At 67.7% G+C, this 26,198-nt stretch carries 24 protein-coding genes; 4 read left to right on the forward strand and 20 right to left on the reverse strand.

Features of this window, described 5'->3' with window-relative positions:
• Window positions 1–669: 669 nt before the first annotated feature.
• From tyrS to argC, 8 genes are read right to left on the reverse strand one after another with little or no spacing between them, the layout of a single operon-like run.
• Window positions 670–1,935, reverse strand: coding sequence for a tyrosine--tRNA ligase (tyrS, locus tag ACQ260_RS15840; protein WP_432560437.1), 1,266 nt, complete (start codon window positions 1,933–1,935; stop codon window positions 670–672).
• A 10-nt stretch (window positions 1,936–1,945) separates the two neighbouring features.
• Window positions 1,946–3,436, reverse strand: coding sequence for an argininosuccinate lyase (gene argH / locus ACQ260_RS15845; protein ID WP_432560438.1), 1,491 nt, complete (start codon window positions 3,434–3,436; stop codon window positions 1,946–1,948).
• Between the two features lie 13 nt (window positions 3,437–3,449).
• Window positions 3,450–3,977 carry an arginine repressor gene (locus ACQ260_RS15850; protein WP_432560439.1) on the reverse strand — a complete coding sequence of 176 codons (528 nt, stop codon included), beginning with the start codon at window positions 3,975–3,977 and terminating at the stop codon, window positions 3,450–3,452.
• 2 nt (window positions 3,978–3,979) lie between these two features.
• Complete coding sequence (gene argF / locus ACQ260_RS15855) at window positions 3,980–4,915, reverse strand: ornithine carbamoyltransferase (RefSeq protein WP_432560440.1); 936 nt, start codon at window positions 4,913–4,915, stop codon at window positions 3,980–3,982.
• Complete coding sequence (locus ACQ260_RS15860) at window positions 4,912–6,123, reverse strand: acetylornithine transaminase (protein ID WP_432560441.1); 1,212 nt, start codon at window positions 6,121–6,123, stop codon at window positions 4,912–4,914. Before ACQ260_RS15860 ends, argF begins: the two co-directional genes overlap by 4 nt.
• Complete coding sequence (gene argB, locus ACQ260_RS15865; protein WP_432560442.1) at window positions 6,120–7,049, reverse strand: acetylglutamate kinase; 930 nt, start codon at window positions 7,047–7,049, stop codon at window positions 6,120–6,122. The genes ACQ260_RS15860 and argB overlap by 4 nt, the downstream gene beginning before the upstream one ends.
• A complete protein-coding gene (gene argJ, locus ACQ260_RS15870) occupies window positions 7,046–8,218 on the reverse strand; it encodes a bifunctional glutamate N-acetyltransferase/amino-acid acetyltransferase ArgJ (RefSeq protein ID WP_432560443.1) in 1,173 nt (390 codons plus the stop codon). The genes argB and argJ overlap by 4 nt, the downstream gene beginning before the upstream one ends.
• Window positions 8,215–9,249: an N-acetyl-gamma-glutamyl-phosphate reductase gene (gene argC / locus ACQ260_RS15875; protein WP_432560444.1), complete on the reverse strand. Its 1,035-nt coding sequence runs from the start codon at window positions 9,247–9,249 to the stop codon at window positions 8,215–8,217. The genes argJ and argC overlap by 4 nt, the downstream gene beginning before the upstream one ends.
• A 76-nt stretch (window positions 9,250–9,325) precedes the next feature.
• Here argC and ACQ260_RS15880 point away from each other — a divergent pair, with 76 nt between their 5' ends.
• Together ACQ260_RS15880 and ACQ260_RS15885 are read left to right on the forward strand one after the other, a co-directional pair.
• Complete coding sequence (locus ACQ260_RS15880) at window positions 9,326–10,549, forward strand: Pr6Pr family membrane protein (protein ID WP_432560445.1); 1,224 nt, start codon at window positions 9,326–9,328, stop codon at window positions 10,547–10,549.
• A 10-nt stretch (window positions 10,550–10,559) separates the two neighbouring features.
• A complete protein-coding gene (locus tag ACQ260_RS15885; RefSeq protein WP_432560446.1) occupies window positions 10,560–11,510 on the forward strand; it encodes an LLM class F420-dependent oxidoreductase in 951 nt (316 codons plus the stop codon).
• Between the two features lie 85 nt (window positions 11,511–11,595).
• Here ACQ260_RS15885 and pheT read toward each other — a convergent pair whose 3' ends face one another.
• The 4 genes from pheT to ACQ260_RS15905 all read right to left on the reverse strand — a co-directional run bounded on the left by pheT (window position 11,596) and on the right by ACQ260_RS15905 (window position 16,841).
• Window positions 11,596–14,094 (reverse strand): phenylalanine--tRNA ligase subunit beta, encoded by a 2,499-nt coding sequence (pheT, locus tag ACQ260_RS15890; RefSeq protein WP_432560447.1) that lies wholly within the window; start codon window positions 14,092–14,094, stop codon window positions 11,596–11,598.
• Window positions 14,095–14,128: 34 nt separating this feature from the next.
• Entirely contained in the window at window positions 14,129–15,223 is a 1,095-nt protein-coding gene (gene pheS / locus ACQ260_RS15895) for a phenylalanine--tRNA ligase subunit alpha (protein ID WP_432560448.1), read from the reverse strand.
• A gap of 110 nt (window positions 15,224–15,333) precedes the next feature.
• Window positions 15,334–16,311 (reverse strand): DMT family transporter, encoded by a 978-nt coding sequence (locus ACQ260_RS15900; protein WP_432560449.1) that lies wholly within the window; start codon window positions 16,309–16,311, stop codon window positions 15,334–15,336.
• Entirely contained in the window at window positions 16,308–16,841 is a 534-nt protein-coding gene (locus ACQ260_RS15905) for a P-loop NTPase family protein (RefSeq protein WP_432560450.1), read from the reverse strand. Before ACQ260_RS15905 ends, ACQ260_RS15900 begins: the two co-directional genes overlap by 4 nt.
• A 108-nt stretch (window positions 16,842–16,949) precedes the next feature.
• On the opposite strand from ACQ260_RS15905, the gene ACQ260_RS15910 reads away from it, so the two are divergent.
• Window positions 16,950–20,312, forward strand: coding sequence for a PPi-type phosphoenolpyruvate carboxykinase family protein (locus ACQ260_RS15910; protein WP_502219711.1), 3,363 nt, complete (start codon window positions 16,950–16,952; stop codon window positions 20,310–20,312).
• A 7-nt stretch (window positions 20,313–20,319) separates the two neighbouring features.
• Here the strand turns inward: ACQ260_RS15910 and ACQ260_RS15915 are convergent, their stop codons facing one another.
• The 6 genes from ACQ260_RS15915 to ACQ260_RS15940 all read right to left on the reverse strand — a co-directional run bounded on the left by ACQ260_RS15915 (window position 20,320) and on the right by ACQ260_RS15940 (window position 24,346).
• On the reverse strand, window positions 20,320–21,141 hold the full coding sequence (locus ACQ260_RS15915; protein ID WP_432560452.1) for a TrmH family RNA methyltransferase: 822 nt from the start codon (window positions 21,139–21,141) through the stop codon (window positions 20,320–20,322).
• A gap of 3 nt (window positions 21,142–21,144) precedes the next feature.
• Window positions 21,145–21,516, reverse strand: coding sequence for a 50S ribosomal protein L20 (gene rplT / locus ACQ260_RS15920; protein ID WP_432560453.1), 372 nt, complete (start codon window positions 21,514–21,516; stop codon window positions 21,145–21,147).
• Between the two features lie 45 nt (window positions 21,517–21,561).
• On the reverse strand, window positions 21,562–21,759 hold the full coding sequence (gene rpmI, locus ACQ260_RS15925) for a 50S ribosomal protein L35 (protein WP_432560454.1): 198 nt from the start codon (window positions 21,757–21,759) through the stop codon (window positions 21,562–21,564).
• Between the two features lie 82 nt (window positions 21,760–21,841).
• Window positions 21,842–22,561, reverse strand: coding sequence for a translation initiation factor IF-3 (gene infC, locus ACQ260_RS15930; protein ID WP_432560569.1), 720 nt, complete (start codon window positions 22,559–22,561; stop codon window positions 21,842–21,844).
• A 217-nt stretch (window positions 22,562–22,778) separates the two neighbouring features.
• Window positions 22,779–23,774: an alpha/beta fold hydrolase gene (locus ACQ260_RS15935; RefSeq protein WP_432560455.1), complete on the reverse strand. Its 996-nt coding sequence runs from the start codon at window positions 23,772–23,774 to the stop codon at window positions 22,779–22,781.
• Window positions 23,771–24,346 carry an SseB family protein gene (locus tag ACQ260_RS15940; RefSeq protein WP_432560456.1) on the reverse strand — a complete coding sequence of 192 codons (576 nt, stop codon included), beginning with the start codon at window positions 24,344–24,346 and terminating at the stop codon, window positions 23,771–23,773. Before ACQ260_RS15940 ends, ACQ260_RS15935 begins: the two co-directional genes overlap by 4 nt.
• An 83-nt stretch (window positions 24,347–24,429) precedes the next feature.
• Between ACQ260_RS15940 and ACQ260_RS15945 the strand changes: the two genes are divergently transcribed.
• Window positions 24,430–24,876 carry a hypothetical protein gene (locus ACQ260_RS15945; protein WP_432560457.1) on the forward strand — a complete coding sequence of 149 codons (447 nt, stop codon included), beginning with the start codon at window positions 24,430–24,432 and terminating at the stop codon, window positions 24,874–24,876.
• 4 nt (window positions 24,877–24,880) lie between these two features.
• Here the strand turns inward: ACQ260_RS15945 and ACQ260_RS15950 are convergent, their stop codons facing one another.
• Both ACQ260_RS15950 and hisG read right to left on the reverse strand, forming a co-directional pair.
• A complete protein-coding gene (locus ACQ260_RS15950) occupies window positions 24,881–25,354 on the reverse strand; it encodes a PH domain-containing protein (RefSeq protein ID WP_432560458.1) in 474 nt (157 codons plus the stop codon).
• A complete protein-coding gene (gene hisG, locus ACQ260_RS15955; protein WP_432560570.1) occupies window positions 25,351–26,196 on the reverse strand; it encodes an ATP phosphoribosyltransferase in 846 nt (281 codons plus the stop codon). Before hisG ends, ACQ260_RS15950 begins: the two co-directional genes overlap by 4 nt.
• Window positions 26,197–26,198: the final 2 nt, after the last annotated feature.

A 26,198-nucleotide genomic window follows, 5' to 3' on the forward strand; every position in this document is an offset into this window, starting at 1 on the left:
GCAGAAAAGGTCCCAAAAAAGTGCATATGACGTAAAAACACGCTGTTGAGTTCTCAAAAACCGTACACACACCGCGCAAACCCACCACACTCAGTGCGATGACCCCGCTTGGGGCAACCAGATCAACTTTACCTTGCCGCTTCGCTGGAGTCAAATCCCGCTCGCTAGCCCGGCCCGGAGTTGTTGACTCTCCGGAAGTCTTCTCATTGCTGGATTACCAGCGCCGAGGCGACTTGCCTTACTTTAGCGGAGAGACTCGCCGGATTCAAATCCTGACTTTGCTCTTTCCGCTGACCTATTCGAGGTTTCCCCCGGACAGGAATTCCTACATTATCCGCCGGTTTCGCCGGAGTCAAACTCGGCATTACCAAGCATTTTGCCAATCCATTAATGGGTCGGCAAAGACCGATTTTCTGGCTATTTGCCAGCCGATCGGTTGCCAGGATTGTGTAGGCAATCCCAGCACCGCGCACGACATTCGAGCCCGACTGAGCGGCTTCAATTGGAAGACACACTCGTCCGACACGATCGTTGTGGTTGGAGGTTGGCCCGGAGGTGCTGTCCGACTTTCGTCGTGCCCCGTTCAGGCCTTGGTGAACATTACGGATTGCCCGAACGCGTGTCAACTCGGGCGCATGTGGGGTGCGTCACAGTGAACTGAGGGCGTCCTCAGCGCGCCAGCTCTACGAGTCCGACGGTCTTCTTCCCCCGTCGGAGCACGGCGAAACGGCCGTGCAACAGGTCGTCGCCGGTGAGCCGCGCCTGGTCATCCGTGACCTTGACGTTGTTGAGATACGCCCCACCCTCCGTGATCGCACGCCGAGCAGCGCCCTTGCTCGGCACCACGCCGGCCGCGACCAGCGCATCGACGACGAGCGGCAGGTCCGCACCCGACTCGAGGACACCGCCGCCAACCTCTTGGCGTACCCCCGACAACGTCGACTCGTTCAACGAACTCAGCTCACCTCGGCCGAACAGCGCCCCGGCTGCCGCCGCCGCAGACTCCCGCTCAGCGACGCCGTGCACCAGGTCGGTGATGTCATCGGCCAATGCCCGCTGGGCGGCCCGCTTGTGGGGCTCCTGCGCCAGCTGTCGCGCGAGGTCGTCGATCTCGTCACGACTGCGGGGCGAGAAGACCTTGAGATAGTCGACCACCTTGGAGTCCTCGGCGTTCAGGAAGAACTGGTGGAAGGCGTACGGGCTCGTGAGCTCCGGATCGATCCACACCGTTCCGCTCTCGGTCTTGCCGAACTTGGTGCCGTCGGCCTTGGTGAGCAGCGGTGTGACCAGGCCGTGCACGGTGGCTGCCTCGGTCCGCCGCGTGAAGTCGATCCCTGCAGTGATGTTGCCCCACTGGTCCTGGGCGCCGGTCTGCAGGGTGCAGCCATAGCGGCGGAACAGCTCGCGGTAGTCCAGCGACTGCAACAGCACATAGCTGAACTCGGTGTACGAGATGCCCGTCTCCAAACGCCGCGCCACCACGTCACGGTCGAGCATCCGGTTGACGCTGAAGTGCTTGCCGATGTCCCGAAGGAACTCGAGCGTCGAGATCTCCGAGGTCCAGTCATAGTTGTTGACCAGCCGGGCCGGGTTGGGCCCGTCGAAATCGACGTAACGGCTCACCTGCTCGCCGAGCCTGTCGACCCAGCCCGCGACGACCTCAGTGCTGTTCATCACGCGCTCGCCGGTCTGCTTCGGATCGCCGATGAGGCCGGTCGACCCGCCGACGAGCAGGATCGGGTGGTGGCCGTGTGCCTGGAGGTGGCGGACGACGATCAACTGGACCAGGTGTCCGATGTGCAGACTCGGCGCCGTCGGGTCGAAGCCCACATAGGACGTGATTGGCCCCGCATCCAGATGCGCCGACAGCGCCTCGGTGTTCGTCGAGTCGGCCACCAGGCCCCGCCAGATCAGTTCGTCCAACAACGCATTCACGGCGCACACCTTATCCGCGACCGGGTACGCCCCAGCTGCCTGCCCATGCCTGTCCTTGCTGCAGCCTGCGGCCGACTTCGTCGAGTTGCTCGGCCACGCGAACAGTCGCCGTTCCCCCGCGCCCGACTCGGCTGTTGACCGAACCCTCCACCGTGAGCACCTCGAGCACTCCGGGAGTCAGCTCGGGCGCGATCCGTGACAGGTCGTCGGCGGTGAGGTCGCCGAGCTCGATCCCCCGTTCTTCGCAATAGCGGACGGTGGCGCCGGCGATCTCGTGCGCGTGCGCGAACGGGACCCGCTCACGCACCAGCCAGTCGGCCACATCGGTCGCGAGGGAGAACCCACGCGGTGCCAACTCCGCCATGCGCTCCGGATGGAACGTCAGCGTCCCCAGCATCCCGGCCATCGCTGGGAGCAGGACGTGCAACTGGTCGATCGTGTCGAACACCGGCTCCTTGTCCTCCTGGAGATCCCGGTTGTAGGCCAGCGGCAGGCCCTTCAGGGTCGTCAGCAACCCCGTCAGGTTGCCGATGAACCGGCCCGACTTCCCGCGGGCCAGTTCGGCCACGTCGGGGTTCTTCTTCTGCGGCATGATGCTCGATCCCGTGGACCAGGCATCCGACAGTGTCGCGAAGCCGAACTCGACGGTCGACCACAAAATGACCTCTTCGGAGATCCGAGAGAGATCGACGCCGACTTGGGCGAGCACGTACGCCGCCTCCGCCACCAAGTCACGCGCAGCCGTGCCGTCGATCGAGTTCTCGGTCGAGGAATCGAAGCCCAGCTCGGCGGCCACCAGCGCCGGGTCGAGACCGAGGGACGTGCCGGCCAGTGCAGCCGACCCGTAGGGGCTCACCGCAAGGCGCTTGTCGAGATCCTGCATCCGCTCGATGTCACGCAGCATCGGCCAGGCGTGGGCCAGCAGGTGATGGCTCAGCAGCACCGGCTGTGCCGACTGAAGGTGTGTGCGCCCGGGCATGATCGTCGGGCGTTCCAAGTGCCGGGTCGCCTGCTCGACCAGGGCGGCGACGACCTCGGCGAGCTCGTCGGCCAGCGTCCGGAGCTCGCGCCGCAGATACATGCGCACGAGGGTCGCAATCTGGTCGTTGCGCGACCGCCCGGCCCGCAGGCGCCCGCCGAGCTCGGGCCCGACGCGCTCGATGAGGATCCGTTCCAGGGCCCCGTGCACGTCCTCGTCGGTGGGCGCGGGCCCGATCGGCTGTGCTCCCTCGCGGCCCGGCTCGAGAACGTCGGCGAGCATCTCACCCAGCCCCGCGGCGAGCCCCGCGTACTCCTCCTCGGTCAACAATCCCGCCGACCGCAACGCCTTCGCATGCGCAAGCGAGCCGCGCAGATCGAACTCGGCCAGTCGCCAGTCGAACTGCGTCGACTGGCTCAGCGCGAACATCGCCTCGGTCGGGCCGCCGGCGAACCGGCCGCCCCAGAGCCGCCCCTCCCCCGCATTCGAGTCGGCAGGGATCTGGTCTTCGTGGTTCTGCATGGGTTCCATTCGGTCAGGGCCGGGGTTCGGACAGGTCGAGCAGTCTGGTGGCCACGTCGTCCCCGCCCTGGGGATCGCGGCTGATGATGAGGACGGTGTCGTCGCCGGCGATCGTACCGAGGATGCTCGGCCATGCCGCCCGGTCGATCGCCGAGGCGAAGTACTGCGCCGCTCCCGGCGGCGTTCGCAGCACGGCGAGGTTGGCGGACGACTCGGCGGAGATCAGCAACTCCCCGCACAGGCGGGTGAGGCGGTGTTCGGCGGCCTGGGACACCCCGGCCTGGGCCGACCGGTCGCCGCCCTCGCCGGGGACGGCGTACACCAGCGAGCCATCCGCCACCCGGATCCGCGTCGCGCCCAACTCGAGCAGATCCTTGGAGACCGTGCCCTGGGACACGCGGATCCCCCGCTCGGCGAGCAGGTCCGCGAGCTCGGTCTGGGAGCGGATGTGACCGGCGATGATGAGCTCGGTGATCGTCGCCTGACGTGCCGTCTTGGTCACCGCGCCGACGGCGCGGGTCGAGGCGACCTCGTCAGACATGGTCATGACCCCCGCGCCGCCCGATCAAGGAAGGTGAGGATCGCCTTCTGGGCGTGGCGGCGGTTCTCCGCCTCGTCCCAGACGACCGCCTGCGGTCCCTCGATGACGTCGGTGGTGATCTCCTTGCCGCGATAGGCGGGCAGGCAGTGCACCACGATCGCGTCCCGGTCGGCCTTGGCGACGAGTGCGGCGTTGACCTGGTACGCGGAGAAGGCCGCCACTCGGGCTTCGTTCTCGGCCTCCAGTCCCATGCTCACCCACGTGTCCGTCGCGACGACGTCCGCACCGTCGACGCACTCGGTCGGCGAGTCCGTCACCAGCACCGATCCGCCCGTCGTCGCGGCGATCTCCGTCGCCCGGGCAACGATCGCCGGATCTGGCTGATAGCCCTCGGGCGCCCCGATGCGCAGATGCATGCCCGCGAGCGCCCCGCCGAGGAGATAGGAGTTGGCCACGTTGTTGGCGCCGTCACCGACATAGCCGAAGCGGATGCCGGCCAGGCGATCCTTGCGTTCGGTGATCGTCAGCAGGTCGGCCAGCAGCTGGCAGGGGTGGAAGCTGTCGGTCAGCGCGTTCACGACCGGCACGGTGGCGTGCTCGGCCATCTTCTCGATGCGTTCGTGGGCTCCGGTGCGCCACACGATCGCCGCCGCATGGCCGCTGAGCACCTTTGCCGAATCGGCGATCGACTCACGGACCCCGATGCCGGCAAGACGACCGTCCACCAGCATCGGGTTGCCCCCCATCTCGGCGACACCGGCGTGGAAGGAGAGTTGGGTGCGCAGCGTCGGCTTGTCGCTGAGGATCGCAACAGAGCGCGGGCCCTCGAACGGTCGGTGCTTGAACGGCTCGGCCTTCATCTCGGCCCCGAGCGCGAGGACCTCCGCCTGTTCGGCGGACGTGAGGTCGTCGTCGGCCAGGAAGTGGCGCAGGGTCATGGGGTGCTCCCGTCGAGGATGTCGGGCAGTGCCGCGACGAACGTGTCGAGTTGTTCGGCGGTGACCACCAACGGCGGCGCGATGCGGAGCACGTCCGGGCGCGGTGCGTTGATGACGAACCCGAGGTCCATCGCCCGGTCATAGGCCCGGGGCGCGATCTCGTCGGTGAGCACGATCGCGCGCAGCAGACCGCGTCCGCGTACCTCCTTGATCCTCGGGTGCCCCAACGCCGCCACGCTCGCGGCCAGGTGTTCCCCCATCGCGGTCACATGGTCGAGCAGCCCGTCGCGCTTGATGATCTGGATGACCGCGAGCGCAGCGACCGACGCCACGGGGTTGCCGCCGAAGGTCGAGCCGTGCGAACCCGGCTGGAGCAGATCCGCTGCCTGCCCGGTCGCGACGCAGGCCCCGATCGGGAAGCCGTTGCCCAGCCCCTTGGCCAGGGTCACGACGTCCGGGACCACACCGTCGTGCTGCGCCGCGAGCCACTGGCCCGTGCGGCCCATGCCGGTCTGCACCTCGTCCAGCCACAGCAGGGCGCCGTGGTCGTGGGCGATCCGCTGGGCGTCGACCAGGAAGCCCTCGGGCGGCACTACGACGCCGGACTCGCCCTGGATCGGTTCGATCAGGACCGCGGCGACCGTGTCGTCGACGGCCGCCTCGAGCGCGGCGGCGTCACCGAAGGGGACCCAGGTGACGTGGCCCGGCAGCGGCTCGAACGGCTCCCGGTATTTCGCCGTGTGGGTCAGCGCCAGCGCCCCCATCGAGCGGCCGTGGAAGCAGCCCTCCATGGCGACGATTCGGGTGCGGCCGGTGCGTCGGGTCAGCTTGAACGCGGCCTCGTTGGCCTCGGTGCCGGAGTTGGCGAAGAAGACCTTGGCCTCCGTGCCCGAGTCCCCCGTCACCAGCGTGGTCAACTGCTCGGCCAGGGCGATCTGGGCCGGGGTGGCGAAGAAGTTCGACACGTGCCCCAGGGTCGAGAGCTGCGCGGTGATCGCGCCGAGGATCTGCGGGTGCGCGTGGCCGAGGGCGTTGACGGCGATGCCGGCGAGGAGATCGAGATAGCGCTTGCCCTCGACGTCCCACACATAGCAGCCCTCCCCGCGGGTGAACACGCGCTTCGGCGGGCCGAAAGTGTTCATCACCGCATGCTGATAGCGCTCGGTGAGCTCCGCCCCGGAGCCGCCGGGCAGGATCAGGTCGCTCATGCGTTCGCCTCCTTGGCCAGGTCGATGGTGGTGAACCGACCGCTGAGGGTGACCTCGCTGCCCATGCCGGAGTCGGTGAAGATGTCCAGCAGCAGCACGTGCGGGACCCGGCCGTCGATCACCGTCGCCCGGTGGACACCGCCCTCGACGGCGGCTAGCGCGGCCTCCATCTTGGGCACCATCCCGGACTCCAGGGTCGGCAGCATCTCGCGCAGCTCGGCCGCCGAGATCGCCTCGACCAGCTCGGGGTTGTCGGGCCAGTTCCGATAGAGCCCCGGCACATCGGTCAGCATCACGAGCTTCTCGGCGCCGAGCGCCACGGCGAGCGCCGCGGCACCGGTGTCGGCGTTCACGTTGTGCACCACACCGAGGTCGTCGGGGGCGATCGACGCGACGACCGGGATCCGGCCGGCGTCGATGAGGTCCACGACGGCGTCCGGTCGGACGTGGGACACCTCACCGACTAGGCCGAGATCCACGTCCTCGCCGTTCAGGACCAAGCCCTTGCGGGATGCCGTGAAGAGGCCGGCGTCCTCACCGGACAGGCCGACGGCGAGCGGGCCGTGGCTGTTGATCAGCCCGACGAGCTCGCGGTTCACCTGCCCCATGAGCACCATCCGGACCACGTCCATCGCCTCCGGGGTGGTGACCCGCAGGCCACCGCGGAACTCCGAGGCGATATCCAGCTTCTTGAGCATCGCCGAGATCTGGGGCCCGCCGCCGTGCACGACGACGGGGCGCACGCCGCAGCGGCGCAGGAACGCGATGTCCTCCGCGAAGGCCTTCTTGAGCTCGTCGTCGACCATCGCGTTGCCGCCGTACTTGATCAGCAGGATCTTGTCGCTGTACTGCTGCAGCCACGGCAGCGCCTCGATGAGGACACGGGCCTTCGTGTCGGGCGTGAGGTCGGCGAGGATGTCGGTCATGACGAGTACTCCGCGTTCTCCTTGACGTAGTCATAGGTCAGATCGTTGGTCCACACCGTGGCCGTGTGGTCCCCGGCATGCAGATCGACGAGGACCGTCACCTCCCGCGGGCCGAGGTCGACCAGCGCACGGTCCTCCCCGATCGCGCCGCCCCGGCAGACCATGACGCCGTTGAAGCTGACGTCGACCTCGTCGGGATCGTACGCCGCAGCCGTCGTCCCGAGTGCGGAAAGGACCCGGCCCCAGTTGGGGTCCTGGCCGAAGATCGCGCACTTGAACAGGTTGCTCGCGGTGATCGACCGGCCGACCGTCACCGCATCCTCCTCCGTCGCGGCGTGGACGACCTCGACGGTGATGTCGTGACTGGCGCCCTCGGCGTCCGTCAGCAGTTGCTGGGCGAGGTCGTGGCACACCGTGGTCAGCGCCTCGGTGAAGGCCGTGGTGTCCGGGGTGACGCCGGAGGCGCCATTGGCCAGCAGCAGCACGGTGTCATTCGTCGACATGCACCCGTCTGAGTCGACCCGGTCGAATGTGACGCGAGTCGCGTCGCGCAGTGCCGCGTCGAGGGTCGCGGAGTCGACGGCGGCATCGGTGGTCAGCACGACGAGCATCGTCGCAAGGCCAGGGGCGAGCATGCCCGCGCCCTTGGCCATGCCCCCGATCGTCCAGCCGTCGGCGTGGCGGGCGACGCTCTGTTTGGACACCGTGTCCGTGGTCATGATCGCGGTGGCGGCCTCGGCGCCGCCGGTTTCGCCGAGCGCCGCCGCGGCGGCGGGGATCCCGGACTCGAGGGCCGCCATGGGCAGGCGTACGCCGATCAGACCGGTCGAGCACACCGCCACGTCGGTCGGGTCGCAGTGGAGCGCCTCCGCCGTCAGCATCGCCATCCGCCGCGCGTCCGCGTACCCTTCGGTCCCCGTGCACGCGTTCGCGCCCCCCGAGTTGAGCACGACAGCCCGGAAAGCGCCCACGTCGACGGTCCGCGACCACTGAACGGGCGCGGCCTGGATGCGGTTGGAGGTGAAGACGGCCGCCGATGCGTACGCGGGACCGAGGTTGTGGACCAGCGCCAGGTCCGGGTTGCCGTTGGCCTTGATGCCGGCCCGGATGCCCGCGGCCGCGAAGCCCTGCGGCGCGGTGACCCCCGTGCTGACCTGTTCCGCGGTCATGGCGCCACACCGATCTTGGGCAGCCCGGTGGTCTCGTCGAGACCGAGCGCAAGGTTCATGCACTGCACGGCACCACCGGCGGTGCCCTTGGTCAGGTTGTCGATCGCGGCGATCGCGACGAGCCGCTGGGCTGCGCGGTCGACGGCGACCTGGAAGTGGATGGCGTTGGAGCCGACGACGTTCTGAGTCTGCGGCCACTGCCCCTCGGGGAGGAGATGGATGAAGGGTTCGTGGTCGTACGCCGCTGCGTAGGCCGTCCGAACCTGCTCGATCGTCGTCTCCGGATCGACCAGCGGCGCCGTGCAGGTGGCGAGGATCCCGCGCGCCATGGGCACGAGGACCGGCGTGAACGACACGGCCGGATGCACCGCGCCCAGCCGCGTCAGATTCTGCCGGATCTCCGGCGTGTGGCGGTGGACGCCGCCGACACCGTATGCGGACGCCGAGCCCATGAGCTCCGAGCCGAGAAGGTGCGGCTTGAGCGCGCGCCCCGCGCCGGACGGCCCGGACGCGGCGACGACCACCACGTCGGTGCAATCGATCAGTTCGGCCGTGACCGCGGGCATGAGCGCCATCGTGACCGACGTGGGATAGCAGCCGGGCACTGCGATGCGGGTCGCGCGGGCCAGCTTGTCGCGCTGGCCGGGAAGCTCCGGGAGCCCGTAGGGCCACGTGCCTGCGTGGGCCGTGCCGTAGAACTCCTCCCATTCCTCCGCGGACTCCAAGCGGAAGTCGGCGCCGCAGTCGAGCACGAGCACGTCATCGCCGAGCTCGGCCGCGATCGGGCCGGACGTGCCGTGCGGAAGTGCCAGGAGGACCACGTCGTGGCCGAGCAGGTTCTCCCGCGTCGTCGGCAGCACCTCGCGGCCCGCGAGCGGAGTCAGGTGCGGCTGATGCTCACCCAGGCGCGAGCCCGCGCTCGACCCGGCGGTGAGTGCTCCGATCTCGACGGCAGGATGCTCCAGGAGCAGTCGGAGCGCCTCGCCCCCGGCGTACCCCGTGCAACCGGCCACGGCAACCTTGAAAGACATGCGCATAACTATGCCATAGATCGAATAACTAGTCGTTCAGGTCCCCTGCGGCACCTCGCACCCTAAACTCACGGCCATGGAGGAGGACCCCACCGGACGGCCGCTCGACGCCCGCGATCTCGATCCGGACCAAGAGCGCACCGAGGCGCTCGCTGCTCTGCTGTCGGCCGAGGATACCGGCATCCAGAACACCGGCCAGATCTCGATGGCGCTCATCGGCATCATCGCCGCCTACCTTCCGGTGTCGCTGTTCGCCGTCTATCAGGGCTATGGCAACGAGATCCTTGCGTACCTCCCGTTGCCCGTCGTCCTCCTCATGTTCTTCCACATGGTGCAGATCGCCGCGATGGCGCGGCGTACCCGCTCGGCGGGACTCGTCGAACACGAACTGATCAAGACTGCGGGACTGGAGGCCGCGTACTCCCGCGGCTGGCTCGGGACGCCCGCTCGCAACCCGATCATCAATCCCTATGCGATCGCCGCCGAGAAGGGCGACCGGTGGATGTCCCGCTATGTCGCGGCGGTGCTGCCGGCGGTCGGGTTGTATGCGATCGGGATCGCCTATACGTGGTTCCTGTGCTCCGAGGCCGCCCGACTGAACCCGGACTATCCGACGCGCTTCTGGGCGGTCATCGTCCCGCTGTTGCTGAACCTGCTGCTGTGGTCGGTGTTCCTGGATTCCGCGATGAGCTATTTCACGCCGCGCTACAAGATCAACATCTGGGTACCGATCGCAGGACTCGCCGGCATCTGGCTGCAGGCGAACTTTCCGACGCTGCAGACCGAGCCGTACATGTATTTCAGCCTCCACAGCGCTGCCCTGCTCACCCTCGCCGCCATCCTGCGGCCGTGGCGCTGGCCGTGGCGCGACGTCATCGCCCGCGCCGGCATCGCGGGCATCGTCGTGTCTACCATCGGGTTCTGGCTGATGATCTTTCCCGAGGACCGATTCCGCTCACCCGAGGCGATGGTGTGGGCCAACATCAGCATGCACTTGGTGCTGCCGGTCGTCGTCCTGCTGGCGGTCTGGTATCGCCGAAGTCCCCTCACCCCACTGTCCTGGCGGCAGGTCGCGTGGGTCCTGGCGTTCCCGGTGGCGTATGGATTGTTGGTGCTGTTCACGCATCTGGGGTTCGGGGTGCCGGTGCCGTACAGCTTCCTCGACCCCAACCGGGACGGGCTGGGTGTCACGATCGCCACCTGCACGCTGACGGTGATGGTCTTCCTCGTGGTCGCGAGCCTGGAGCGGTTCATCCTCGCCGTGCGCGAGCCCGTGGAGGACGAGGCAACGACGTCATAAGCTCGGCACCATGACGCGCCTGGGTTATCAGATCCCGAACTTCACCTATCCCGACACCAACAGCAGCGGGCTGTTCAAGGCGATCAGCCGGCAGGCGATCGAGGCCGACGCCGCCGGCTTCGACACGGTCCTGGTGATGGACCACTTCTATCAACTGCCGATGCTGGGTGCGCCGGAGAACGCGATGTTGGAGTGCTACACCGTTCTCGCCGCATTGGCCCAGCACACCGAGCGGGTGCGTCTCGGGGCCTTGGTCACCGGCAACACCTATCGCAACCCGACGCTGCTCGCGAAAACGGTCACGGCCCTCGACGTGGTGTCCCAAGGCCGTGCGCAACTCGGCATCGGTGCGGGTTGGTATGAACTGGAACACGACTCCCTCGGCTTCGAGTTCGGCACCTTCACCGACCGGTTCGAGCGTTTGGAGGAGGCGCTCCAGATCATCATCGGCATGCTGCGCGGTGAGCGCCCGACGTTGGCCGGGAAGTGGTATCAGGTCAACGACGCCGTCAACTCTCCCGCCCCGGTCGGCCAGATCCCGATCATGATCGGCGGCGCTGGGGAAAAGAAGACACTGCGGATGGTGGCGCAATATGCCGACGAGTCCAACCTCCTGTGCGGCATCGACGACATCCCGCGCAAGCTCGCGGCACTGGATGAGCACTGTGCCCGGCTCGGCAGGGTTCGTGCCGAGATCTCGGTGAGCTATCAGATCAGCGCCTGCATTGCACCGACGAAGGAGCAGGCCGAGCGGGAATACGCCGACGCGATCACTCATATCCCCCAGCTGGAGGCACGCCGACCGAGCGTCGTCCTCGGCGGCCCCGACGAGGTTGCCGAGGCCGCGGCCAAGGCGATCGAGCACGGGGTGGACGGATTCACCGTCAACTTGCCCGCGAACGGTCACATCGAGGGCCGTGTCGCCCTCCTCGGGGAGACGCTCGCACCGTTGCTTGCGTGACGAATACCGCAGGAATTGACCACTCGTTCCAAGAAATCGGCGCGACACGCCGTGTCGGGCGAATCGAGTGGTCAATTCTTGCGCATCACGAGCGGAGAACCGCTCCGCACGCCGCGCCCGCAGCCGCCACCGCGGCGTCTCGGGCCGCGATCGCCTCGGCATCCTTCAGGGTGCGACCGATCGCGCGGAACCGCAACGCGTACGCCAACGACTTCTTGCCCGCCGGGATCTGCTCACCGACATAGATGTCGAACAGATGGATCGACTCGAGCAACTCCCCGGCCCCTGAGCGGAGGGCAGCCTCGACCGCAGCCGAGGGCACGTCGGCATCGACCACGAGCGCAACATCCTCCTTGGCCACCGGGAATGCCGACAAAGGCGCGATGGTTCCCGGCCCGGGCACGCCGGCGAGGATCGCGTCGAGGTCGAGTTCGACGGCGGCGGCACCTTGGCTGAGCGCGAACTCGGCGATGACGTTGGGATGCAACTCACCCGCATGGCCGACAACCTCGCCATTGAGCACAACCTCCGCACACCGCCCCGGATGCCACGGCACCTGGGCTCCACGGCGACGCTCCAGCGTCACGCCCAACGCCTCGGCGAGCGTGTCGACCACTCCCATCGCGTGCCGCCACGTGACGGGTTCGGCGGGCGTGTTCCAGTTCTGCGGGACCCAGTTGCCGCTGAGGAGCACCCCGATATGCCGCGGCTGGTCCGGCAGCGCGGCTGCGAACTGGCCCCACTCCTCGTCGGTCGGTCGCCGGTCAACGGGCGGCATCGGTGCAGCCGGTGCACCGGGCTTGGCGCGATAGACCGAACCGATCTCGAACAGGGCGAGATCGTCCAGGCCGCGGCTGAAGTTCCGGCCCGCGGCAGCCAGCAGACCCGGCAGCATCGTCGTCCGGAGACAGGGCGCGGTCTCCGCGAGCGGATTGGCGAGTCGCACGAACCGGCGCCGGGGGTCATCGGCTGGCACCGCGAGCTTGTCCAGATCCGCCTCTGCGGCGAACGGGAACGTCAACAACTCGACCAGTCCGGTCGTCGCGAGAGCAGTCACGACCGCGCGCCGGCCTCGCTGCGCGCGGGTCAGACCACGCCCTCCGGGAGCCGGGGGGATGATGCCGACGATCTTGTCGAGGCCGACCTTCTGGCCAACCTCCTCGACATAGTCATAGGGGTCACGGAGATCCGGTCGCCACGTCGGCGGCGTCACCGTCAGCCGGTCACCGTCCTGTGTGACTTCGATCCCGGCCCCGGTCAGGCTCCGGATCACGGTCTCCGTGTCGACGGGCATGCCGAGAATGGCCTCGGACAGGCCGGCATCGATTGTTGTGCTCGGTGGGGTCGGGACCTCACCGACCACCGTGACCGCAGGGTCCAGCGCACCTCCGCCCAGTTCGGCAAGGAGACGCGCCGCCCTCAGCGCGGCGGCATAGGACGCCCCCGGGTCGACGCCCCGCTCGAAGCGACGCGACGCCTCCGACGGAAGTTTCTGGCCGCGCGACGTGCGGGAGATCGACGCGGATTCGAACGCCGCCGCCTCGATGACGACCTCGGTGGTCGTGTCGGACAGCTCGGTCTTCGCCCCACCCATCACGCCGGCGAGGCCGATGGCGCCCGAGTCGTCGGCGATCACGAGATCGTCGGGGCTGAGCGTGCGGACCTGATCATCCAGCGTCGTCAGCTTCTCCCCGGGCTTCGCTGCGCGGACCACGATTGCGCCCTGCAGGGTCGCGCCGTCGTAGCCGTGGAGTGGTTGTCCGAGTTCCATCATCACGAAGTTGGTGATGTCCACCGCGAGCGAGATCGAGCGGACTCCGGAGGCGACCACCCGACGCTTCAGCCAGTCCGGGCTCGGCCGGCTCGGATCGAAACCGGTCACCCGAGCCGCGACGAAGCGGGTTCCGCGCGGGTCGTCGAGCCGCACGGGCACGGTGCCGTCGACAGGCTCATGATGCTCGGAAACCGGATCGGTGAACGGCACATCGAGCGCCTGCGCGACCTCGCGAGCCAACCCGCGGATCGAGAGGCAGTGGGGCATGTCGGGGGTCACTTCGAGCTCGAAGATCACGTCGTCGGCACCCAGGAGCGGCATGGCTTCTGCCCCGATCTCCGCCGCGTTCCCGAGCACGATGATGCCGTCGGTGCCATCGTCGGGCAGGCCGAGCTCGGTTGACGAGCAGATCATGCCGTCGGAGACGTGGCCATAGGTCTTTCGCGACGAGATCGCGAACCCACCGGCCAGCACCGAGCCGGGAAGCGCGACCACCACGTGATCGCCCGCGGCGAAGTTGTGCGCACCGCAGACGATGCCGCGGCCAGGACCGCCGTCAACGCCATCGCCGTCGACATTGTGCTCCGGGCCTACGTCGACCTGACACCAGTTGATGGTCTTGCCGTTCTTCTGCTTCTCGGGCTGGACCGCGAGCACGCGACCAACCACGACCGGGCCGGTCACATCCGTGCCTGCCTGCACGCCGTCGACCTCGACGCCCGCCCGGATGAAGGCATCGGTGAGGGTGGCGATGGAGGTGTCGGCGGGGATGTCTGCGTACTCACGGAGCCAGGACAAAGGGGCTTTCATGAAAGACCGCTTCCTTGAGAGTTGTCGGCGCGCGTCAGCGCGCGATGCCGGAGAGGGAACGGGAGAACCGGACGTCGCCCTCGACCATGTCGCGCAGGTCGGTGGCGCCGTTGCGGAACATCACCCCGCGGTCGATGCCCATGCCGAACGCGAAGCCGGAATAGACGTCGGGGTCGATGCCGCAGGCGATCAGGACGCGCGGGTTCACGACGCCGCAGCCGCCCCACTCGATCCAGCCGTTGCCGCCGCAGGTCCGGCACTCGTCGTCCGCGCCACGGCAGATGAAGCACTGCAGGTCCACCTCGGCGCTGGGCTCGGTGAACGGGAAGAAGTGCGGGCGGAACCGGGTGGTCACGCCACCGAACAGCTCGCTGGCCAGGTGGTCGAGCGTGCCCTTGAGGTGCGCCATCGAGATGCCCTTGTCGACGACGAGGCCCTCGACCTGATGGAAGACCGGGAGGTGGGTGGCGTCGAATTCGTCGGCACGGAACACCTTGCCCGGGCACGCGATATAGACCGGCAGGTCCCGCTCGATCAACGTGCGGGCCTGGACCGGCGAGGTGTGCGTGCGCATCACCATGTGGTTCTCCACCGGCTCGACGAACAGCGTGTCGGCCAAATAGCGCGCGGGGTGGTCCGGCGGAAAGTTGAGGGCGTCGAAGTTGAGCCACTCGGCCTCGAGCTCCGGGCCTTCGGCGATCTCCCAGCCCATCGCGACGAAGATGTCCGAGACGAGGTCCAGCATGCCGGTGATCGGGTGGATCGCGCCGCGCGGGGTGAGTTCGCTGGGCAGAGTGACGTCGACGGTCTCCGTTGCGAGGCGCCGCTCGAGTTCGGCCGCGGAGATCTCGGCGTCGCGCTGCTTGAGCGCCTGGTTCACGCGGCCGCGGGCCTTCCCGACACGCGCGCCGGTCTCCTTGCGCGCGGCGGGCGGCAGGGCGCCGATCTCGCGGTTGGCGAGGGCCAGCGGGGAGCGCTCGCCGGTGTGCGCGATCCGGGCCTCCTTGAGTTCCGCCACGGTCGTGGCCTCGGCAAAGGCGCGGATGGCCTGCTCGACCATCCGGTCCACCTCCTCGGCGTTGAGTGGCGTGACCTGGACTGGGTCATAACTCGTATTCGGCCCGGACATGGGCTCCCCTCGGATCGTTGCGTACGCCCGCGATCGGACCGCGAGCACCGGTCAGTCTAGGAAGAACCGAGTCCGACCGCGAACGGGTTCCAGGCTGAGCGGACGTCCTGTCATCCTGCGGACTCGGTCGGGGCTTTCGTGGCGGCGTACGCGGCCCACGCAGCCGCGACCAGGGTGACGACGACACCGACGAGAAGGACGGGGGTGAGATATCTCCGCATCGCCGGATCGAGCGCATCGAACACGAGGGCGCCGCTCATCTGTCCGGCCAGCGTCATCAGCATCAGCAGCAACACGCCGAGATAACGCACCACCACGGAACTGTTGGCGACATAGAGCACGCCGAGGAGCCCCGCCAGATAGGCCCACCACGGCGCCCCGCCCCAACTCGGCCAGGTCATCGCCCCGCTGAGCATCCGCACCACGCAGATGGCGACGAGCGCCACGGTGCCCCAGGTGAAGTTGATCCAGGTCGTGGCCATGAAGTTGCGGCTGGCGACGTTGAGCCGGCCGTTGTACGCGGCCGACATCGCGATGGCGGCACCACCGGCGACAGCCGCCAGGACGGGCACGACGACTGCGGGACCGGTGGTGCCCAATCGGCCGCTGACCGCCAGTGACACGCCGACCAGCGCGAGGAGCACGGCACCGATCCGGGCCAGGGTGACGTGCCGCCGGCCGGCCGGCCCGAGCCCGAACTTGTCGATCAGCAGGGCGGCGCCCGTCTGGCCGCCCACGGCGCCGATCATGAACAGCGCGACCCCGGCCAACGGCACTGCGAACGCCTGCGCCGTCACCCACGATGCTCCGAAGAAACCCGAGAAGAAGACCCACGCCCGCAGGTGCTGGGACCGGAAGGCCCGATAGGTGTTGGCGAGACCCGCTCGCGCGGTGCGCATGAGCAGCCCGAGAGTGAGCAACGCCCAGCCGGACGCGAACGTGAATGTGGCGGCCCACAGGGCGTCACCCGTGTGGCCGGCCATCCGGCCGTTGAGTCGGGACTGCGCCGCCAGTGCCATGCCGCCCAGGAAGGCCGTCAGGCACGAGAGATAGAAGGCGCCCCCGTGGGCCGGCCGTGTGGAAGTCACCGGACCAGTGTGCACCGAAGCCAACGATCACGCTCTCTGCGGGACCTCAGGCGGACTATGCGCAGGTGGGGATGCGCTGCGGCGATGTTCGGCATCAGTTCCCGCAGTTGGTTTCTCGTCCGGATGCCCCACCTGATGATGTGATCGGGATCGGTGAACACCGTGTGCAACGGGGCCTCGAGGTTGCCGTTCCACAGTTCCTCTCGGCGCAGGCGACGGAGGATCGTGCGGCGGGTGAGCTGGGCGAGCGTGACCGCGGTGGGCAGGTCCAGCCACACCAGCGTGTCCGCACGCGCGGCGATCTGCTCCCGCACGAGTCGATATTGCCATTCGATCACCCATTCCCGCCCCGCGAGGAACGCCTCGACCTCGGCTACGAAGTTCGCCCGTGGCTGCCACCCGGGACCATGGAACAGCGCATCGATCTCGACCCGCGGCAGATCCAACCGCTCGGCGATCCTCGTGGCCAGGGTCGTCTTGCCCGACCCGCTGACCCCGGCCACGGTGATCCGCCGGGGATTCCAGTCCACCGGATCGTCCGCGCCCAGGTAACACCCACCTATCCCCCGACCGAACACTCGCGAACAACCTTCCCGGAAATCACCAGTGACGGCGACCACCTTTGGATAATGGGCTCCATGACTCCCCCTGCCGATGTCATCGATGCCATCAACGTCCGTCTCGCGCTCCTCGGACTGCCCCAGACCAACGGCGCCGCCAGCCGGACGACCGACCTGGTCGGTCCGCTGCTCGCGCGCAGCCAGGAGTGGAGCCGCAGGCTTTCCTATCGTCTCTCCCCCGCCGATGCACGCATCGAGCGCTTCGTCGACGATTATCTGTCAGACGTGGGCACCCGCCCCGAGCTGCCCCGGCGCACGCTGATCCTCGACACGGCCGGTCTCGCCCGAGAGCTCTCGCTGCCGGTCGATGCTGACGAGTTCAGTTCGGAGCTGGTTCACAGCTATCGGCTGGCGAACGGTGTGCTGCACAACCCGTTCAACGACCGCCGCACCACCGCGGGCGTCTTCCACATCGCCGAAGGCGGTCTGCCGATTCCGGACGACAAGAAGGCCGTGCCCAAGGAGACCTTCGCGCGCCTGCTCGACCTGGCAACGAAACCGCCGGCGGAGTCGATGGTCCTGCCGTTCACCGCGAACGAGCCCGACCCTGCGCGCTGTTTCGTTTCGTTGCTGCTGCGTCCGCTGGTGATCCCCGGGGTGCCGGGGTTCACGCGCGAGCAGCGCATGGAGATCCGGTTCATCGCACCGGGCGGTCTGGTGTCCAACCTGGACTTCGTCGAAGGCATCTTCGGCAACGCGGGCGACCCCCACCTCCCCGAGCATGATGCCTCGCTCGATCCGGCCTCGTGGACCGGGCACACGGGTTGTGTGATCCTCGCGCCCCACCTCGTGCGGGTCCGCAAGGTCGATGTCGGCCTCCCCCACGTCGCGGACGCGACCGACCGCCAACGCCGGGACGGCATGTGTTGGGAGGACGAGGACGAGCTCTATAACGACGGTCAGGCGTTCAAGATCTGCGCCCGCGACGAGCGTGGGGTCATCGTCACTGTGATCGCCGACAACTATTTCGGCTATTGCAAGAAGGAGGTGAAGACCCAGATCAGCTATGCGGCCAACCTGGCCGGGTTCGCCGAGGAGGAGCACTCCGGTGGTGCGCTGGTCTTCCCTGCCTATGACGAGGGCAGTGAGTTCTATGACAAGTACGCACGGGATGTCTGGAGGATCGCCGAGGTCCTGGCGAACGACCCCGACCGGTGGGACCTCCAATCCGAGGGGCACGCGATCGACCGCACGGACGAACGCCTGATCCTGGTGCCCGAGCACGCCCGCTACAGCCTGAGCGCCCGCACGGTCAGCTGGGGCACGGGTGCGGACGCACGTTCGATCCCCCTGCGTGCGGACCGCCGCTATTTCGGTCCGCACGGCTTCTGCGTCGAGATGCACCAACTCCCGTCCGACCCGACGCAGTGGACCCTCATCGGAACGTCCGCGGGCTCCACGAACTGCCACAAGCCCAGCACCGTCTCCGGCGGCGGCAAGTCGGAGATCTCCAAGGCACTGACCGACGCCATCCTGCCCAGCCACGCCTATGTCGCCGATTTCGAGGCCGACATGGACGCGGTCGCCGAGCTCGTCACCCATGACTATTCCGAGCGGTTCGCCGACCCCGTCCGGAACGGCGTCGATCACCGCGACGTGCTGAGCGACAAGCGCTCGATGGGCAGCGTGGTCAAGCTCCTCACCTGCTCGCCCGACTTCAACGACGACTACAACGCCTGGCTCGAGTCGATCCCGATCCATGTCAAGGAACTGCTGTTCGTCGTCAAGCGGTCCTATCGCCCCGAGTGGGGTGACGACTGGCGCTCCCACTTCTCGGTTCGCCGGCTCAACGGTCGGCAGGGCAACGTGCTCAGGCTCGACAACCAGCGGGTCGTCGTCAGCATGCTGCGCGTCGGATTCCACCCCGATGGAGCTTGGCGGCTGTTCTCCCTGCGTCCGGACTATGCCCCGGCGAGCAAGATCCAGACCGAGGACGACATCACCGCCTCGGTCGTCGTGCCCAGCGAGCCGGACCGGTCGCGCAAGTTCGCCGAGAACTGCGAGCGGCTGCTCTTCCAGCGACCGGACGATGCCGTGCATCGCGGCTATGACGAGCAGGCCGAGGCGGATATCGCCAGCCCCGGCACCTTCCTGTCCAACTTCGAGCCGCTCACCACCGAGCAGGCCCGCGAGATCCGTGCCGATGCGGTCGGCTTCAGCCAGTTCACCCAGCCGATGCAGGACCTCATCACGCATGTCTCGGACAGTGCCGACGCCTCGTGGTTCGTCTGCTCGTCCGAACCGCGGTTGGTCAACGGCAAGCCGTCGAAGAACCCGCGCTATCTGCAGGTCCGACCTGACCTTGCCAACCCGCTCGCGGTCAGGACCGCGGATCTGATGACCCATCTGCGCTACAAGGTCCCCACCGATCAGCCGCTGCCGAGGCCCGTCGAGCTGGTGGCCGCGGGTCGGCGCAACAACCCGCCGGAGGCCGGCGTACCCCCTCTGTGCAGCTTCAACCCCCTCCACTATCTGGAGCTGCCTGAACTCTTCATGGAGTTCATCTCGTCCATGACCGGCAAGTCGCCGTCGACGACCGGTGCGGGGTCCGAGGGCGCGCTGACCAAGAACCCGTTCAACGCGCTGCCCACCGCGCTGGACCTCAACGCGGCCCTGCTGTCGTTCGTGCTGACCGGTTATGACGGCTGGATCTCCGCGGCCGGATGGGTCGGCCCGAAGGTGCGCGTCGACCACGACATCAGCCTGCTCGTGCCCGAGGTGTTCTCGCGGATGAGCAACGCCGAGCGCGAAGCGTCCTCGATGATCGAGAACGGCTTCTTGGAGAAGGTCGAGGACTTCGAGTTCGAGGGCCGCACCGTCCTGGCCAGCCGGCTCGGCTATCGGATGACGCAGCGCTTCGCGAACATCTTCTTCGCCCGGATCTTCATGCATCCCGAGGTGGTGTTCACCGAGGAGATGTTGCGGCCGGAGCTGCAGGACCTCGGCGCATATGCCGAGTCGATGGACACGATGGTGAAGACGCACGAGCGCGTCGCGCAAGCGTACTTCGCCGACGGCACGATCGACCTCGCCTGCCCGCCGCTGAGGGCGCTGCTGGAGATCATGGCCCACGGCGCGACCGCCGACGGGCACACGCTCGCTTCGCCCGAGGTCCGTGCGATGTTCACGCGCGATGCAGTGCTCGAGAGTGACTGGTATGCCGAGCGGCTCGACGCCCAACAGCGCGAAGCCATCCGTCTGGCCGATCAGGGCGTCGCGGCGCTCGAGGACTTCATCAACAAGCCGGACACCGAGCAGGTCGTTGCCCGGTTGGGGCTGAAGGAGCGACTCTCGGCGATGGCGGTCGAGGCGGACCGGGTTGCGACGGCGCGTTATCGGGAGTCGTTGGTGGGTACGCTGGGCCGCCAGCCACTCGGCTGAGCCCGCGTCACCTGCGCTGCGCGGATCCGGTGGCGTAGAGACAGACTGCGGCCGCGGTCGCGAGGTTGAGGCTTTCCGCTGCGCCCCAGATCGGCACGGCGACGCGTCGGTCGGCGAGGGCCGCGTGTTCGGGCGGCAATCCCCACGCCTCGTTGCCCATGACCCAAGCGGTCGGCCGTGCGAGTTCACCGGCGTCCGCCAGCCGGTCGAGTTGGTCGGCGCCGCCGCCCTCTGCGGCCAGCACCTGCAGGCCGCGTCGCTTGAGCTCCGTGATGGCGGCGGCGAGCGGCACGCCGGTGATCACCGGCAGATGGAAGATCGACCCGACGGACGCCCGGACCACCTTCGGGTTCGTGACCTCGACCGAGTCCGCGGACAGGATCACTGCATCGGCGCCGAACGCGTCGGCGCAGCGGATGACGGTCCCGGCGTTCCCGGGGTCACGGATCTGCGCGCACACGACCACGAGTCGCGCGTCGGCCGGCAGGTCCGCCAGGGTGGCCGGGGGCCACGAGCAGACGGCCACCACGCCCTGTGGGTTGATCGTGTCGGTGAGTCGGTTGAGTTCGGGTTCGGCGACTGAGTACGCCGGGATCGCTGCCCGGGCAGCAGCATCCACCAGGTCTCGGACGCGCGGGGACGGCACGACGTACAGCTCGCGGACTCGCGCGTACTCGATCGCCTCACGGACTGCCTGGGGGCCCTCGGCGAGGAACTCACCCGACTCGACGCGATGCTTGCGCTGGGTGAGACGACGAACCGACCGGAGCCTGCCCCCACTCGCTGGTGGGAGCGCTCCGGCCGGTTCGTTCGGTGTGCCAGTGGCCACCGATCAGGCCGCGGCGCCCGCGGCCTGGTTCGCCTTGGCGACCTCGACCAGGGCGTTGAACGCGGGGGCGTCGGTGACAGCCAGGTCGGCGAGGATCTTGCGATCCACCTCGACACCGGCGTTCTTCAGGCCGTTGATGAAGCGGTTATAGGTGATGCCCTCAGCGCGGCACGCCGCGTTGATCCGCTGAATCCAGAGCGAACGGAAGTCGCCCTTGCGCTTGCGGCGGTCGTTGTAGGCATAGACCAGCGAATGGGTGACCTGCTCCTTGGCCTTGCGATAAAGGCGGGACCGCTGCCCGCGATAGCCGGAGGCCTGCTCCAGGATCTCGCGGCGCTTCTTCTGCGCGTTGACCGAACGCTTGACGCGTGCCATGTCGGTTGTCTCCTATGTGTGAAAAAGTCGGTGGTGGGGATGGGCTCAGAGCAGGCCGAGCAGCTTCTTGGCCTTCTTGGCGTCGCCCTTCTCGAGGACCGCGTCGCCGTCCAGGCGGCGGGTGCGACGGCTCGACTTGTGCTCGTTGAGGTGCATCTTCCCGGCACGGCGATGCATCACCTTGCCGGAGCCCGTGACCCTGAACCGCTTCTTGGCACCGGAATGCGTCTTCATCTTCGGCATGCTGCCGCTCCTTCTTGGGCACGGTGGACGTGCCATCGATATGCGTCCCGCGAGGGAATGACCCCGCGGGTGGGACTCACGATCAGAGATCGATGTCCGGGTCCATGTTGTCGGCGGGACCCTTCTTTTTCTTCTTCGGCGGCTCGGCGGCTGCCTGTGCTCGACGCTCGGCCTGGTGCTGGTGCTCGGCCTCCTGGTCGGCCGAGCGCGCCGCGGCGCGCTGGTCCTTTTCGGCCTGGACATCGGCGCGTGCCTCGGTCTTCTTCTTGGTCGGGCCCAGCACCATCAGCATGTTGCGCCCGTCCTGCTTGGGAGCGGATTCGACGAACCCGAACTCCTCAACGTCATCAGCAAGTTTCTTCAGCAGGTTGAACCCGAGCTCCGGTCGGCTCTGCTCGCGTCCGCGGAACATGATGGTGATCTTCACCTTGTCCCCGGCCTTGAGGAAGCGAACGACGTGGCCCTTCTTGGTCTCGTAGTCATGGCCGTCGATCTTCGGGCGGAGCTTCATCTCCTTGATCACGGTGTTCGACTGGTTGCGGCGGGCGCTGCGGTCCTTCTGGGCCGCTTCGTATTTGAACTTGCCGTAGTCCATGAGCTTCGCCACCGGTGGGCGAGCCATGGGCGCAACCTCGACCAGATCAAGATCCGCCTCACGGGCCAGCCGCATGGCGTCCTCGATCCGGACAATGCCGACCTGCTCGCCGGCCGGGCCGACGAGACGGACTTCAGAGACGCGGATGCGCTCATTGATGCGTGGTTCGGTGCTGATGTGTCCTCCAGTTTGAGTCGTTGTCGACAGGGTTTCGCAGCGCCCTGGTCACCCCGGCAACGACAAAGGCCTTCGCCGAAGCGAAGGCCTGAAAACCGGACCGATCAATCGATCAGCCGGTGCCGACCTGCCAACTGCACAAGGCGTCGGAAGGTGGGAGATCAGGTCTCCGCTTTGAAGTGATTCGCGCGCGACGAATCAGTCGGCGGCCATCTTAACCGATGACCGCGCCGGCCACCTAATCCAATCAGGCGGCCGGGGAACCCGGTCGCACGATCCGGAGGTCGGGGCGGGCACTGTCGGCCCCGACCTCGGGGAGGTCGACCACCGTGCCGGGCAGGACTTGGTGGGCATCTGCGTACAGATCCTCCGCCGTGCCCGAATCCAGCGCGCCCGGCAAGCCCTCGGCCAAGAAATCCAGGAGAAGCGCGTGGACCGCCACGGGATCGTCTCGCTGCGCCCAGTGCCCGACCCCGGGCAGGAGCTCGAGCTGCGCGTTCGGGAACAGCCCTGCTGCCTTGACCGCATCATTCGACGGGAAGATCATGTCGTGCTCCCCATGGATGAGCAGGACGGGCTGGGTGATTTCCCGCAGCCGGTCGCTGAAGTCGGTGCGGTTGCCCAGCGGCCCGAGCTCATGCCGCTGGAACTCGTTGAACGTGGCCAACGCCGGCGTTTCCAGCGCCGCGTTCCGGACGCCTGCGGCCAGCTCGTCGGAGATGACCGAATTGGTCAGGACAGCCGTGAGGCCGAAGCTGACAAGGAACGGGTTCCAGGAGGTCCACTGGATCGACTCGATCAGGCCCGGCATCCATGAGCCCATCATCATGAGCGGCTGGGCCGCGAGGGTGCTCTGATAGCCATAGCTCGCCACGAGCGCGAGTTTGCGCACTCGACCCGGACGCGCCAGCACATGGCCGATCGCCATCCCGCCGCCCATCGAGACGCCGGCGAGATCATATTCACCCAGTTCGAGCGAATCGATGAACTCGTTGACGTAGGCGATCTGGTTGGCCATGGTGGCGTAGCACCGCGGGCGGGGGCTGCGGCCGTATCCGGGGTGGTCGGGCGCAATCGCGCGATAGCCCTGCTCCGAGAGCAGCTGCAGCGTCGGCCCCCAGGACAGTGCCGCATTGTCGGCACCGCCGCCATGGAGGAGCACCACGGGATGGCCATCGGCCGGTCCTGCTTCCAACCAGGACACCCGGGTGCCGGACGGCAGCGTGGTCTCGGTGCGAATCATGGCTTCTCCTGTCGATCGGGGACATGGTCAGCGGCCTCGTGGCCGCCGGCCGGCGCGAGCCAGCCGAAAGTGTCATCGGGAAGCCGGACCAGCCGGCGGCCCAGCGCGAGGTTCTCCAGGACGCTGCCCTCGATCACGATCGGGTCAGGACCCGCGAGATCGACGATGACTGTGCCGGCGCTGGACTGGGTCGCCGTGTCGGCGACGACATCCAGCGTCGCCGGCACGGGACGTGCCTCGGGGTTCCACGCCGTGAGCGAGTCGACCCCGGTGAAGGCCAACATCGCACGGCGGCCGTCCCCCTGTTCCAGCAGGACGGCTGCCATTTCGGCGTGGCGTTCGGGATCATGCTGCATGGTTTCGTCTCCCGAGGCGAGCAGCGGCACCAGCAGGCGGGACAGGCACAGTTCGACGACTGCATCGAGATAGACCGCCGCCTCGGGGGATTTCGCGGCTGCCGCCAACGCGTGCCGTGTCTGGGCCGCGGGCCTTCCGTCGTCGTCCGCGAATTCCTCGGAATAGCCACCCAGACTGCGATTCTCGCCGAACCCGGGAGGCAGTTGTGGACTCATGACCGTTGACGGTACACCGAATTCAGGGTGCCCAAGGGGACTTCCCGATGGGTTGGGGTGCCCTCAGATGAAAGGGTAGGTCCATGAACCTCGTCCTTCCCGCCGCCTTATCACTCACTGCGCTGGCACTCGTCGTGGCCATCGTCCTGTGGCTCCGAGGCCGTCGTGGCCGTGCGCTGCAGGCCTTCGGGTTTGCTGCGCTGCCCGTCGGGCTCTATCTCACCGGACTGCTCGGCATGGTGTTCGATGCCGCTGCAGCGCTGGGACGCTGGGCGGGCCAGCTGGTGTTCAATCCCGCCGTCTGGGCCGGACTGGGGCTGCTGGGGCTGGCGGTCGTCCTATGGGTGGTGGGTGGCTTCGTCGCGCGGCGTACGCGGGGTCGCCGACCCGTCGAGAAAGCCGCGGACCGGAAATCGGTGGAGAAGCGGACCTCGGGTCGAACCGCTCCCGCAGCCCGGAGCGGAGGGGCCACCGCGGACAACGAGTTCGACGAGATCGAGGAACTCCTGCGCAAGCGCGGGATCGAGTGAGGTCTCAGCGCCCGCGAAAATGCGCGTGCAGCGCGCGGAGTTCCGCCACGGCCGCGTGGGCGCGGTCCTTGTCCGTGGTCTGGATGCCGATCATTTGACGGCGGACCGGGTCGTCCTCGGTGCCCGCGAGCATTGCGTACGCCCACGGGTCCCCGTGCCGATATTGGATCTCGCCGATCTCATCCCAGTGGAGACGCCGGATGGAGATCGCGTTGCGGATCTTCAGCCCCTTTTCGTCCGCGACCACAACGCTCATGCCGAGCCCCATCATGAACCCGATCAGCACGAGCCCGATGACGATCAGCGTGAGGATCTGGAAGTTGTTGAAGCGGTCGCGGATATGGGCGTCGAGGGAGTACCAACCGAAGATGCTGCCCCCGATGATCGCCAGGGAGAACCCGATGGCCCAGATCAGCAGGTTGCGCGCGCGGTAGGTCTTGGGCAGTTCCGGCAGCCCCGCGGGCCGCTGGCCGGTCACAGTCGGCAGGCGGCGATGTCGGTGACCAGGATCGCGCGGGCGCCGAGTTCCCACAGATCGTCCATCACGGCCTGCGCCTCGGTGCGCTTCACCATCGCCCGCACGGCGACCCATCCATCGCGGGCCAGCGGGGACACCGTCGGCGACTCGAAGCCCGGGGTGATCGCCGCGGCTTCATCGACGATGGCCTCGGGACAGTCATAGTCCATCATCACGTAGTTCTCCGCCACGAGCACCGCCGACAACCGTCGCTGCAGCCGCTCCAAGCCGTTGCGGACCGGGGTGTCATCACGCTTGATGAGGATCGCCTCCGAATGCAGGATCGTCTCGCCGAAGACCTCCATGCCGGCCTGCCGGAGGGTCCGCCCCGTCTCGACGACATCGGCGATCGCGTCGGCGACACCCAGGCGGATCGCGCTCTCGACGGCGCCGTCGAGTTTGATCAGACGCGCCGTGATCCCCCGCCTGCCCAGGTCCGCCTCGACCAGGCCCGGATAGGACGTGGCGATCCGCTGACCCTCGAGGTCGGGGATGTCCCAGTGCAAGTCGGCAGGGGCTGCATAGCGGAAGCGGGTCGCCCCGAACCCGAGCGGCATGACCTCCTGGGCGGCCGCGCCGGAATCCAGCAGCATGTCCCGGCCGGTGATCCCGACGTCAAGGGTGCCTTCTCCCACATAGACGGCGATGTCACGCGGACGCAGATAATAGAACTCGACATGGTTCGCTGCGTCGGTCAGCACCAGTTCCTTGGCGTCGGAGCGCTGCCGATAGCCCGCCTCACGCAGCATCTGCTGAGCGGCTTCCGAGAGCGATCCCTTGTTGGGCACAGCGATCTTGAGCAGTG

The organism is Ammonicoccus luteus, from assembly GCF_050880385.1.
In the GTDB taxonomy this organism is placed as follows: domain Bacteria; phylum Actinomycetota; class Actinomycetes; order Propionibacteriales; family Propionibacteriaceae; genus Enemella.